The following is a 12,792-nucleotide window of genomic DNA, read 5'->3' as shown; positions in this document are numbered from 1 at the left end:
ATGTTTAGGATTTAAAAGAATGTCGGAATTAAAGTTTTCAGATTTGGTCGAGCCAGTTGCAATTGATCATAAAACAGCCTTGCGTGTTACGATTCTCGGTGGTGGTAGTTTTGGTACAGCCATGGCGAATACGGCAGTGCGAAATGGTTGTGACACCATGATTTGGATTCGTGATGAGGAAATTGCGAATGAAATCAATCGAACACATGTTAATTCAAGATATTTGCCGGATTACAACCTTGAGCCAGCATTAAAAGCAGAATCCAATCTTGAAAAGGCTGTTCGAGATCGAGACATTATTTTGGTCGCTATTCCGAGCCATTCATTCCGAGATGTACTCAAACAGATCAAGCCCTTTATCACTGCTCAGGCGGTTGTATCACTCACAAAAGGGATCGAAGCTAAAACCTTTAGTTTCATGAGTGATATTATTCGTGAAGAGCTTCCAGAAGTACCTTATGGCGTCCTTTCGGGCCCAAATTTAGCGAAAGAAATTATGTCAGGAATGCCTGCTGGAACAGTGATTGCCAGCCATTCTGAATTGGTGAGATATGCAGTGCAGCAAGCATTACACAGTGCACTATTTCGTGTATTTGGAAGCGATGATGTACATGGCGTGGAGCTTGGAGGCGCACTTAAAAATATCTATGCTGTCGCAATGGGGATGGCTGCAGCCTACAACGTTGGCGAAAATACCAAAAGTATGATTTTGACACGTGCGTTGGCGGAAATGAGTCGCTTTGCTGTACAGCTAGGCGCAAATCCACTGACATTCTTAGGTTTGTCTGGTGTTGGCGATTTATTCGCAACGTGTAATAGTCCTTTAAGTCGAAATTATCAAGTTGGATTTGCTTTAGGTTCAGGTAAAACCTTAGAGCAGGCAACGACGGAACTGGGGCAAACGGCTGAAGGGATTAATACCATTGTGCAAGTGAATGCAAGAGCCAAAGAGCTTGATGTCTATATGCCAATCACCACAGCACTTTATGAAGTGATTTATGAAGGTGCACCACCATTACATATTGCATTATCTTTGATGAAGAATGGTCATCGAAGTGATGTTGAATTCGTATTGCCGCATCATAAAGTTTAAGATTAATGAATGGTTTATCATCATTGTCATAATGTTTAGATATGATGGATGACACATGGTTTAGGGAAAACAAATGCAACTCACTTTAGTTCGTCATGGTGAAGCCGCTCCACCAATTAATGGTAATGACTCGAAACGACCACTGACTGAGCGGGGTCATATTCAAGCTGAACAAACTGCGCACTTTTTAAAAGACGTAGTAGCACCTGATATATTTGTAGTGAGTACTTTGCTCAGGGCGCAGGAAACTTTAAAACATATACAGCAACTCTTTCCAAATGTTGAAGTTTTAGTATGTGATAAAATTAAACCTGACGATGATGCTAAAGTTGCAGTTGAGTGGTTATCTCAACTACCTTTTGAGAATATTGTGGTTGTATGTCATATGAATGTTGTGGCATATATTGAAGAAATTATTACGTCTGAATTTTTTAATCCTTTTTCGCTTGCTGAAGCGCGGATTTATGATCAGACAGTCATTGCTGCGGGACTTTCCACAAAATTAAAACATTTTGTACCGTCAGCTTAATAACCATAAGTGTTTAATGAATAAAACGGCAGAATAAAATTAATGTTGTATTTATGGATGCCAGTGTCGAATGGGGTTTGGCTCTGGTCAAATGGTGAAAATTGGAATTCATCAACAACGCTAGAAGAGTTGATTCAAGATACTCAACCGTATCATGGACAAGAAGCTGTTGTATTCTTTTCAAGCCATGATGTACAAATTATTCAACAAAATATGCCCAAAGCTCAATTCAAGCAAATTGGAAGCGAAGGCGCTAAATATTTACTTGAAGAATATACCATTCACTCCATTGATCAGATGAAAGTGCTTACTCAATTTGAGGCACCAGACCAATTGTCAGTATTGGGGATCAGTCAATACCAAGTCCAAACAATGCAACATGCTCTGAACTTGATTCCGGTGAAAGTGGTTGCGCTATTACCCGATTTTTTGGTCTTACCAGTGCCAGAACAGGGGGAAACTATTTTAGCTAATATTCATGGGCATTTATTGGCGAGAACAGGATCAAATCAAGGTTTTGCGATTGATGATTTACCATTGTTTTTGGATCTATTGCCAAAGCCTATACATATTTTGCATGATCGGTTAAATGATGATCAGATGATGAGTTTGATTCATGCAACGGAACAAAATGAGCGGGAAAGCTTTAATTATGTATTTAAAGCTGAAAAAAAATTAAAGAATCATCCATTCAATGTTTTGCCTAAAGCAAAAAACACAGAGGGTGGAATCTCAGGCTATTGGAAAGCATGTGCAGCACTGCTTGTGGGCTTGCTTGTAGTGCAATTCAGTTATGATTTAGTGCGTTGGGTAAAGTTAAAAAAAGTATCTGATCAAACGGCTTTGGTTGCGGTAGAGCAATATCAATCTTGGTTTGGACCCAATAGTCGTCTCAATGAGCAAAATTTGCGAAGCCAATTTGAAAGTAATTTGCGGATGAGTAAACCTGCAAATACTGAGGTCTTACAGTTAATCAGCCGTGTAGGTCCGATTTTAATGCAACATCAAATTATCGCAAATCGTGTTTCTTATGAAGCATCTGGTTTAAGTATGGATTTGGTGGCGGACTCATCCGAAAAATTACAAAATCTAATTCAGCAAATGAATCAGCAAGGCTTCAAAGCTGAACTTGGGAATGTGCAAACTCAGGATAAAATGGTCGTTGGTTTGGTGAAAGTACAATAATGAAAACTTTAGAAAAATTTCAAAATCAATTTGATCAATTATTTGAAAAGATTGATGACTATTTATCGTCATTGAGTGTGCGTGAGCGTTTACTTGTCATCGCTGCAACGATTATCGTTGTCGTCGCATCAATTGGATCTGCTTTGTGGAAAATGCACGAAGCAGCAGATAATCAGCAAAAAAGATTGAATGAACTGAAAGACACATTGGTGTGGATGCAATCCAATGTGGTGACAATGAAATCTTCAACAGATTTGAGCCTAACACCTTCGGATAAAATTCAGCGTGTGGCACAACAAGCAGGATTATCTGTGGTCACACAACCAAGCGATAATAAATTAATGATCAGTGCTGAGCATGAAAACTACGCGATCCTCGCAAATTTTCTTACCCAATTGGTTCAAATGGGTTTAAGTGTTGAAAAATTGGAACTTATTAAGTCTGGAGCTGCGATTAAATTAACAGCATTAGTACAGTAAGTGGTGAAAATAAACCTATGACAGGCATAGCGTTTTGGGCATACTCAGCCTATAATGTGGCAACTTAAAAAACCGCAGTTTTTGAGATATGTTATATTCGCTTGCTCGTCCATTTCTATTTTCATTGGCGCCTGAGCGTGCACATGATTTGACATTATCAATGCTTAAATCGACATATAAGTTTGGCATAATGCGTCAAAAAATAGACCCAAAGCCAGTGACTTGTATGGGTATTCAATTTCCAAACCCAGTTGGTTTGGCTGCAGGTTTAGATAAAAATGGTGCATATATTGATGCACTTGCGAGTTTAGGTTTTGGTTTTATCGAAATTGGAACCATTACCCCTCGACCTCAGTCTGGTAATCCTCAACCGCGTTTATTCCGCCTTCCAGAGGCTCAAGCGATTATTAATCGTATGGGTTTTAATAATGATGGTGTAGATCAGCTGATTGAGAATGTTAAAGCAGCAAATTATAAAGGTGTATTAGGCATCAATATCGGTAAGAACGCCGATACAGCAGTTGAAGATGCTGTAACTGATTATCTCATTTGTTTAGAAAAAGTTTATAATTATGCATCTTATATTACTGTTAATATTTCATCTCCGAATACCAAGAACTTACGTAGTTTACAAAGTGGACACGCATTAACAGAACTTCTTGAAACTTTAAAAAATCGTCAACTTGAACTTGCTGAACAATATCAACACTATGTTCCACTGGTATTAAAGGTTGCCCCAGATTTAACTGAGTCAGATATTGAATTTATTGCATCTCAATTAATTCAATTTAAAATTGATGGTCTGATTGTGACCAATACGACTTTGTCACGTGAGGGTGTAGAAAATTTAGCGCATGGTGATGAAGCAGGTGGTTTATCTGGTGCGCCTGTATTTGAAAAAAGTACACAATGTCTATCTGCATTTTCAAAATTACTTCAAGGTCAAATCCCATTGATTGGTGTTGGTGGTATTCTTAGTGGTGATCAAGCTGCGACTAAACAGCAATCGGGTGCGCAATTGGTTCAAATTTATAGTGGTCTAATTTATACAGGGCCAAAACTGATTAAAGATTGCGTACAAGCTATGACCTAATCTATGAATACCATCGATATCTTTATACTGATTATTCTGCTCATTGGAGGGCTTAACGGTTTGCGTCAAGGATTCGTTAAAGCCTTTGCGAACTTGGTAGGATGGATTTTTGCACTCATTATGGGTGCAAAATTTGCGGGTCAAATTGCGCCTTCAATGTCCGCACTCAGTCAAGATCCTGTGGTTCAAAAAATAGCGGCATTTGCTTTTATTGTTCTGATTATTGTTGTTTTGACTTGGATCGTCACTGCAATATTAAATCGGTTGCTGAAAAGCTTAAAGCTTGGTCCATTAAATCGATTGGCAGGTGGTGCATTTGGCACCTTGAAAGGTCTCTTAATCGTCCTCATTACTATGCAAGGGATTGGTTCATTTGTAGAGAGCTCTCCACATTGGAAACAATCTAAGTTTATTCAAACTTTATTGCCTTACGCGCCTTTAGCGACTGAGTACACCAAAGAGACAGCGTCAAAAGCTTTAAGTCATATGAAATCAGAAGAGTCGAATCAATCATCAGATTCTTCTCGTCAATCATCTTCTGAACAAGATGATTCGTCATCTCATTCAACGAATAATCCTTTTTATTAATCCTAGCTTGTCTGCGAGGTTGCTATGTGTGGAGTTGTTGGTATAGCTGGTAAATCACCTGTTAACCAAATGTTGTTTGATGCATTAACGATGTTACAACATCGTGGACAAGATGCTGCAGGGATTGTGACATGCCATAATGGTCGTCTCTTTTTGAGAAAAGACAATGGCATGGTGCGTGATGTATTTCATACACGTCATATGCGTGCATTGTTAGGTAATTACGGAATTGGTCATGTGCGATATCCAACAGCTGGCTCATCGAGTAGCGCTGAAGCACAACCATTTTACGTAAACTCTCCTTATGGTATTACTTTAGCGCACAATGGTAATTTAACCAATGCTGACGAGATTCATGATGATCTGTTTAAAACAGATTTACGTCACATGAATACTGATTCAGATTCAGAAGTGTTATTAAACGTTTTTGCACATGAATTACAAAAACGCGGCAAACTTACACCGACTGCGGATGATATTTTCCATGTAGTCACTCGTGTGCATGAGCGTTGTAAAGGTGGTTATGCTGTTGTTGCGATGATCACTGGTCATGGTTTAGTTGGTTTTCGTGATCCAAATGGTATTCGACCTTTAATTTTAGGATCGCGTGATACTGATGATGGTGTTGAATATATTCTTGCTTCCGAATCAGTTGCTTTAACAGCGCTTGGTTTTAAAGTTGAACGTGATGTGATGCCAGGTGAAGCAATTTTTATTGATGATGCGGGTAATCTATTCACGAAGCAATGTGCGGCTAACCCACACCATAGCCCATGTATTTTTGAGTATGTTTATTTTGCTCGTCCAGATGCCATCATTGATGGAATTTCGGTATACAAAGCACGTTTGAAAATGGGTGAGAAGTTGGCGCAGAAAATCCTGCGTGAATGGAGCGAGGAGCATGACATTGATGTTGTCATTCCTATTCCAGATACTTCGCGTACATCTGCTTTAGAACTTGCAAATACACTCGGTGTGAAGTTCCGTGAAGGTTTCATGAAAAACCGTTATATCGGTCGTACCTTCATTATGCCGGGTCAGCAGTTGCGTAAAAAGTCTGTACGTCAAAAGCTCAATCCAGTTGAATTAGAGTTTAAAGATAAGAACGTATTGCTTGTAGATGACTCAATTGTGCGTGGCACAACGTGTAATGAGATTATTCAAATGGCGCGTGACGCCGGTGCTAAAAAAGTTTTCTTTGCATCGGCTGCACCAATGGTGAAATACCCGAATGTCTACGGTATTGATATGCCAGTTAAAAACGAATTAATTGCTTCAAATCGTGATGTTGAAGAAATTCGTGAAATGATTGGTGCTGATCGTTTGATTTTCCAAGATTTGGAAGATTTAAAGCAAGCTGTTCGTACGAAAAAAGTACCTGAGTTAACTGACTTTGACTGCTCAGTATTTGACGGTATTTACGTTGCGGGTAACATTGATGAGTCGTATCTCGATGGTTTAGAGCGCAAGCGTAATGACTCTGCCAAGAAAATCAAAGATGGTTATATCGATCTAAATATTGATGCAGCCTCAGTTGATCTGAGTGGCCTTAAAGAAAATTAATTTATAGTTTTCTATTTGAAAAAGCGGGTATTTCCCGCTTTTTTAATTTATGATCACAAGACAATGTAATGAGGAAATTTTACATTGAAAGATGTGAGTGGTTACTTAATTAAAAACAAAAATATGCTGTGGTCATTAAGCGTATGTTTAATTGTTATTGTGCTCGCAATTATCATTTTAAACACGACGCTCGGATTGTTGGTTCATTATATTGATCCTTCTGAGTCCATTTGGTGGCATTTTCTCAGTCCATATATGATGGTGCTATTGATTAGCATTATTGGTGGTTCTGTCGTTTATGAGTTTTATGTCTTCCGCTCTGGTGGTCATACGCTCGCAAAACAATTGAAAGCACGACAACTCACTTTTATTGAAAGTACTCCAGAAGAAAGTACAGCGCTTAGACTTGCTGAAAAATTAGCACATCGTTTCTCAATTGATACACCTACACTCTATGTCTTACCCGATGAAATAGGGGTTAATGCACTGACTGCGGGTTTTCATCCCAAAGATACTGTGATTATTCTGACTTGGGGGGCGCTACAAAATCTTGATGAGTTAGAGCTTTATGGATTGTTGGGTCATGAATTCCATAAAATTTTATCGGGTGAAACTCGAGAAAATACTCGTCTTAAAATTTTATACAGTGGGTTAATTACCTTTAGCCAATGGGGCAGTAAAATCGCGAAGCAGGGATTTCGACGTAATCGGGATCAATTGAGGGATAGTTTGGAAACAACTTTTGTGGCGATCGGTGGAGTCATATGGTTAATTGGTAGTTTAGGCGTCTTTATTACGCGTCTGATGAAATATATTACTTTGGGTAGTCGAACATTGTATAACGATGCAATGACAAGACAATTATTGAGTAGTAATGCAAATATTCAAACCTTATTAAGAATCTATGTTCATCACGCAGGATCACAGATTCATAGTGAATATTCTGAAGCTATTTCTCATATGTGCTTTGCTAACTCACTTAGTCCTCAAAGTTGGTTGAATATCCAACCTTGTATTCAAGATCGTATATATGAATTAAATCCGAATTTACTTGAAGATATTCAATTAGAAAATTTACAAAAATTACGAAATCAACCACTATTTAGTTTAATGCGTTCTTTAGAGGAGTCTATTGCTGAAGAATATAATCCATGGATGTCACCACAGCCACTTCCATTATTAAGATTATCACCGATCAGCTTTGCAATTAAGGATGCCATCAAACCCTTAAATAGTGAAGTTAGACAGCAGATGAAACGTCCAGAACTCATTCAAAGGGCTTTGCAAACTTCGACTGGTGCGCGTGAAGTGATGGTTGCGATTTTAATGATTCGGCAATACCGTGAATTTATTCCTTCTGATGCACCTGTGAGTCGTGCAATTGTCGACTCACTGTTAAATATAGATGGACGAGTGCATATTCAAATTTTTCATGAGGCATGTAGGCAATTGGGAAATATGCCTGCTACAAGTGCACGTCAGTTCATTACTAAATTGGCTAAAATTATTCAAGAAGATGGTGAAATTGGGCTTTTGGATGCTTTACTGATTGAAAAGGTGAAGTCTCAACTGGATTTATTGCCAATACATCGTCCAACCTCAATTGAGGATGCTAAGCCGCAAATTGTTAGGTTAATAGATGCGTTATTACATGTTCAGCAGTTAAATACTGCTAATCAGCTTGAAGTTAGAACCCAAATCTTAGAACGAATTTTAACTCGTGATGAAATTGAGTTTTATGAAGAAATTTCAGATGAACCTATCGACTTAGGTGAAATTCTTAATGATATTGCTGGATTGTTGTTGAGAGATCGGTTGAGTATTTTGGGTGTTGCTGAATTATGTTTATGGAATGATCGAATCATTACACAAGATGAGTTGGATGTACTTGAATTATTATATTGGCGACTTGGATTTGAAAGTGATGAAATTGTGGATCAAATGCATAAGAAAAACAGCGTCATTATTGTTTAGCTATCAATAGACCTCTTTCATAATTCATTTTTTACTCAGTTCCATATTGTATATTCCAGCAATTAAATTGAATCTTAAACCCAGTCTTTTTCCTCGATTACGATATCGCTCGGCAAGGATTTTGAAGGTCTTCAAAGTTCCAAATACATGCTCAATCCCAATTCTTCTTTTATTGATTTCTTGGTTATAAAGTTTTAGCTCAGGATGTAGTTTACAGCGCTTTTTTGCTTTTAATGGCAATAGACTATTTGGATACAATGCATAGATCCCTTGATAGCCTTTATCTGCAAGAATAAAGGTATTTGCAGGAATTTGATTTAAGTTCTGTTTTAAGAGCTCGAAATCATGTACCGTTCCATGACTTGTACATAAACTCAGAATTTGCTGAGTTCTATAATGAATAATGGCCTGTACTTTAAAGGTATGCGCTTTCTTTTTGCCACTATAGCTTTTCTTCTGTTTTTTTAGGTCTTTGTATTGGTATTTCTGTGGCATCAACAATCACCACATTCCAGTCGATGCCTTCACCTTCAGGCAAATTCTTCGGTAAATTAAATAGATTGGACTTGATCAGGCAGTCTTCTACATGACGTACGACTCTTGAAGCAGTGGGCTCTGACACACCAAAACTTGTTGTAACATGGAATAAGGTTCTGTATTCGCGCCAATAACTTAAACACAGAAGGATTTGATCTTCTGTGCTCAATTTAGTTGGTCTACCTTTAGTAGGGACATACATTTTTAGTTGTTCAACCATTGAATCAAAGGTTGACCATGAAATGCCTGTGTATCGCTTAAACTGTGTTTCAGAAAGCTTCTTTGAATCAATGTATTTCATCCGCAGATTATGCATGAAGATTTAGAATTCTTCGGTTCAAAGAATCAACTAAAGATAGATCAGTTTTTGATTTATGAAAGAGGTCTAATGCATTCTGAATTTAAAAGCTGCAAGGATATTAATGCGTCAGAAATGAAATTAAGTTATGATTGTTTGCGGATTAAAAGTTCAGTAAAAGATTTAAAAAGTGGGTAGAATACCCAGCCCTCATGCCAGTCCATCTGTAATGAATGTGAATATGTTAGAGCATCAAAGAAGCCTCTTAGCTGTGATGGGAATCGATATATGGATTCCACAAAATACGGCACAAACACGTCATTACAAACCTTCCTTATATCGCGATCAAGTTGAAGAAAATCATCCAACAGATGTATCTTTTCCTGAATTTACGCAAGCTCAATCAGAACAGTTCATCACAAAACCAGCTTCACAAGCTGAACAGCTAAATAAAGATGATTCTTCGCTTCAATTAAAAAGTAATCCAGACGGTGTGCAGCTTCCTCGAGAGTCTGTGGAAAATGACAAACAGTCTCAAGATGAGGTTGTTGAGCGTCAACCGCTAGCAATCGATGCTTTTGAAATTCAAGCGATGATCACTAAAACACATACTATTCTGCTAGATGCTACAGCGCTCACCACAGAACAAGAAAACTTATGGGTGAATATCCAGCTTAGTGTGAGTTCACAGTTTTACGATTTAAAATGGCCATTTAATTTCGCACAATTCCAAGATGGAAGAGGTGCTGAAGTATTTATACAGGGTTTTATCGATGCATTATCTGTTGATAAAAAAATATTGAGCTTAGGGTATTTGCCGCATATATCGACGACGCAGCATATGCAGATTGCAAGTTTACAAGACATGATTGAGCAGCCATTGTTAAAACGTCGCTTGTGGAACTTAATTAAAAATTAAATCGATACTGGATCTAAAGAGGGAGTTTTATGAAAAAAAAGGTTGTGGTATTTAGTCAGATAGATCCGAAAATATTAAATCAATTAGAATCGAAATATCAGGTCGTTCAACTTAATCCGAAACAGGGTGACATTAATGAGCAACTTTTAAGAGAAGTTGCGGATGCAGATGGGATGATAGGCGCTGGGCGTCGTTTAAATCAAGACAACTTGAAGACTGCAAAAAAACTTAAAATTATTTCGTCGGTCAGTGTGGGTTACGATAATTACGACGTTGAATATCTAAAACAACAGGGTATTTGGTTGACCAATACGCCTCATGTGTTGACAGAGACGACCGCTGATTTGGCTTTTACCTTATTGATGAGTGCGGCTCGTAAAGTGACACATTTAGATTCTTGGACAAAGCATGGACATTGGACGCGTACCGCTGGTGTTGCACAATTTGGTCAAGATGTTTATGGGAAAACGCTAGGTATCATTGGCTTGGGTCATATCGGTGCTGCGATAGCTCGACGTGGTTTTTATGGATTTAATATGAATATTCAATACCATAATCGAAAACCATGTATAGAGCGAGCTGAGCCTTTAAAGGCGAAATATTGTGATCTTGATACTTTACTTTCAACGTCTGATTTTATCGTCATTGCAGTCGATTTAAATGAGCAATCGAAAGCGCTGATCGGTCAAGCTCAATTTGAGAAAATGCAAAAACATGCTGTGTTTGTGAATATTGCCAGAGGATCAGTTGTGGATGAGTCGGCCTTGATTGAGGCGCTTGAAAATCACAAAATTTTTGCTGCTGGTTTAGATGTTTATCAGAAAGAGCCGCTCCAAGAATCACCATTGTTTCGATTGGAAAATGTAGTGACATTGCCGCACGTAGGTTCGGCGACAGCAGAAACCAGAATGAAAATGGCAAATCTTGCTTATGATAATCTGGTAAAAGCCTTAGATGGGGATGAGCCTCTATATATTGTGAATAAGTAAAGTCTTTTGAGCGTAATAATAAACGTAACAGTTCATCATTAATCTTCACATCATTCAGTGTTATAGTCGATGGAGTACACGTTTAGGAATACAGGTTTGAAGAAGATCATTTTGGCTTTATTGATAGCGAGTTCGAGTTTTTCAGCGGTGGCTGATGAACTCTACAGTGCCAATAAAATTCAATTTGAAGTGCCTGATATTAATAGTGGTGTTGGATTTATCGATCAACAAAAAGAAAAAATGATCGGTGAAAAAGTCTATCGTCAAGTACAGCAACAACTTCCAGTGTTAAACAATGTTTGGTTGGAAGATCAATTTATGGCTGTATTCCGAAAAATTATTGCGCAAACACAGTTGGGTCAACCAATTGCTTTGGTGATTGTAAATGATCCACAAATTAATGCCTTTGCTGTACCTGGTGGTTTATTTGCATTGAATAGTGGGTTAATTACGTCGGCAAAGAATATGGATGAAGTTGCGGGTGTGGTTGCTCATGAGGTGGCACACGTCTCGCAAAGACACTACAGCCGTTCTCAAGAGGCTTTTAAAGGGCAGGGATTGCTTGCACTCGCTGGTATCATTGTGGGTGCTGCAATTGCATCACAAGCTGATGGTAATGCAGGTGCTGCACTGATGATGGGAACGCAGGCTGCATTGGTGGATCGACAGTTAAGTTATAGTCGTAATCAAGAGCGTGAAGCAGACCGTATTGGAATGCAATTGATGTATCGTGCCGGATATAACCCGTACAGTATGTCTGAGTTTTTTGAAACCATGAATCGTGCGACTCCAAAAATTAGTTATCTTCCTGATTTTTGGTTAACACATCCTTTGACTACTCAGCGCATGAGTGAGGCACGTTTACGAGCAGATCAACTTCCTAAAGTTCCGTATAGCAACACACTCTCTGAGTTTGATCAGATCAAGTGGTATACCGCAGTTGTGACCAATCAAACCAATGAGGAACAGTTAAAGGGAGTGGTGAGAGCAAATGCATTGGCTGGAAGAATTGCACTGTCTGCTTTTTATTTAAAGCGTGGTGATTTTGATCTAGCACAAAAAGAAATTGAACTTGCTAAGAAAATCCAGCCAAATCATCAACTTATCGCGCTTATTCAAGCAGATATCTACTTGGCGACCAATCAATTTGATTCTGCGCAGGAAACGATATTGGTGCGTCAACGAATAACGCCTGAAAATCGTGCTTTAAGTTATAAATTAGCTGAAATTTATATTCGACAGGGAAATTTTGTTGCTGCTGAAAGGTTGGCGAATAAATTTATCCAAATCAATAATCGTGATGCACAAGCATGGTTCATCCGACAACAAGCGGCAAATTTAGATATTAAAAATCCTTTACGTACTGTAAATGTATTGCGATATCGGGCTGAAGTTGAATATTGGAAGGGGGCGGAAGAGAATGCGATACGCTCACTCATTCATGCTCAGCGTTTAGCTAAGGAAAATAACTCTATGAGTGCAGTCATCAATCAAAGGCTGCGGATGATGCAGGATGAGCGTCAACAAAAATTATAAGAGGTTTAA

At 38.4% G+C, this 12,792-nt stretch carries 13 protein-coding genes; 11 read left to right on the top strand and 2 right to left on the bottom strand.

Annotation, left to right across the window (positions count from 1 at the left end):
• Window positions 1-19 precede the first annotated feature (19 nt).
• The 8 genes from AC1M9N_RS02550 (at window position 20) to AC1M9N_RS02515 (ending at window position 8,504) form a co-directional block, all read left to right on the top strand.
• Window positions 20-1,093 (top strand): NAD(P)H-dependent glycerol-3-phosphate dehydrogenase, encoded by a 1,074-nt coding sequence (locus AC1M9N_RS02550; protein WP_092766141.1) that lies wholly within the window; start codon window positions 20-22, stop codon window positions 1,091-1,093.
• 73 nt (window positions 1,094-1,166) lie between these two features.
• Complete coding sequence (locus AC1M9N_RS02545; protein ID WP_035268776.1) at window positions 1,167-1,622, top strand: phosphoglycerate mutase family protein; 456 nt, start codon at window positions 1,167-1,169, stop codon at window positions 1,620-1,622.
• A gap of 42 nt (window positions 1,623-1,664) precedes the next feature.
• A complete protein-coding gene (gene gspL / locus AC1M9N_RS02540; protein ID WP_481954224.1) occupies window positions 1,665-2,807 on the top strand; it encodes a type II secretion system protein GspL in 1,143 nt (380 codons plus the stop codon).
• Entirely contained in the window at window positions 2,807-3,286 is a 480-nt protein-coding gene (gene gspM, locus AC1M9N_RS02535) for a type II secretion system protein GspM (protein ID WP_481954223.1), read from the top strand. The genes gspL and gspM overlap by 1 nt, the downstream gene beginning before the upstream one ends.
• Window positions 3,287-3,374: 88 nt before the next feature.
• A complete protein-coding gene (locus tag AC1M9N_RS02530) occupies window positions 3,375-4,379 on the top strand; it encodes a quinone-dependent dihydroorotate dehydrogenase (RefSeq protein ID WP_092766145.1) in 1,005 nt (334 codons plus the stop codon).
• 3 nt (window positions 4,380-4,382) lie between these two features.
• Entirely contained in the window at window positions 4,383-4,967 is a 585-nt protein-coding gene (locus AC1M9N_RS02525) for a CvpA family protein (RefSeq protein ID WP_179998321.1), read from the top strand.
• Window positions 4,968-4,991: 24 nt separating this feature from the next.
• Window positions 4,992-6,530 (top strand): amidophosphoribosyltransferase, encoded by a 1,539-nt coding sequence (purF, locus tag AC1M9N_RS02520; protein WP_481954222.1) that lies wholly within the window; start codon window positions 4,992-4,994, stop codon window positions 6,528-6,530.
• An 84-nt stretch (window positions 6,531-6,614) separates the two neighbouring features.
• The gene (locus AC1M9N_RS02515) at window positions 6,615-8,504 is read left to right on the top strand and encodes a M48 family metalloprotease (protein WP_481954221.1); all 1,890 of its coding nucleotides are present in this window, start codon (window positions 6,615-6,617) and stop codon (window positions 8,502-8,504) included.
• 24 nt (window positions 8,505-8,528) lie between these two features.
• Here the strand turns inward: AC1M9N_RS02515 and AC1M9N_RS02510 are convergent, their stop codons facing one another.
• Window positions 8,529-8,999: a transposase gene (locus AC1M9N_RS02510; protein ID WP_481954220.1), complete on the bottom strand. Its 471-nt coding sequence runs from the start codon at window positions 8,997-8,999 to the stop codon at window positions 8,529-8,531.
• Window positions 8,947-9,342: a transposase family protein gene (locus tag AC1M9N_RS02505; protein WP_481954219.1), complete on the bottom strand. Its 396-nt coding sequence runs from the start codon at window positions 9,340-9,342 to the stop codon at window positions 8,947-8,949. Before AC1M9N_RS02505 ends, AC1M9N_RS02510 begins: the two co-directional genes overlap by 53 nt.
• Window positions 9,343-9,529: 187 nt before the next feature.
• On the opposite strand from AC1M9N_RS02505, the gene AC1M9N_RS02500 reads away from it, so the two are divergent.
• The 3 genes from AC1M9N_RS02500 (at window position 9,530) to AC1M9N_RS02490 (ending at window position 12,783) form a co-directional block, all read left to right on the top strand.
• The gene (locus AC1M9N_RS02500; protein ID WP_481954218.1) at window positions 9,530-10,258 is read left to right on the top strand and encodes a hypothetical protein; all 729 of its coding nucleotides are present in this window, start codon (window positions 9,530-9,532) and stop codon (window positions 10,256-10,258) included.
• A gap of 29 nt (window positions 10,259-10,287) precedes the next feature.
• Window positions 10,288-11,247 (top strand): 2-hydroxyacid dehydrogenase, encoded by a 960-nt coding sequence (locus AC1M9N_RS02495; RefSeq protein ID WP_481595496.1) that lies wholly within the window; start codon window positions 10,288-10,290, stop codon window positions 11,245-11,247.
• A gap of 96 nt (window positions 11,248-11,343) precedes the next feature.
• Window positions 11,344-12,783 (top strand): M48 family metalloprotease, encoded by a 1,440-nt coding sequence (locus AC1M9N_RS02490; protein ID WP_481954217.1) that lies wholly within the window; start codon window positions 11,344-11,346, stop codon window positions 12,781-12,783.
• The last annotated feature ends 9 nt before the right edge of the window (window positions 12,784-12,792 follow it).

The organism is Acinetobacter sp. ANC_7655 (assembly GCF_056784015.1).
Note: the sequence above shows the minus strand (reverse complement) of the source record. Positions and strands in the feature narration are given on the sequence as shown.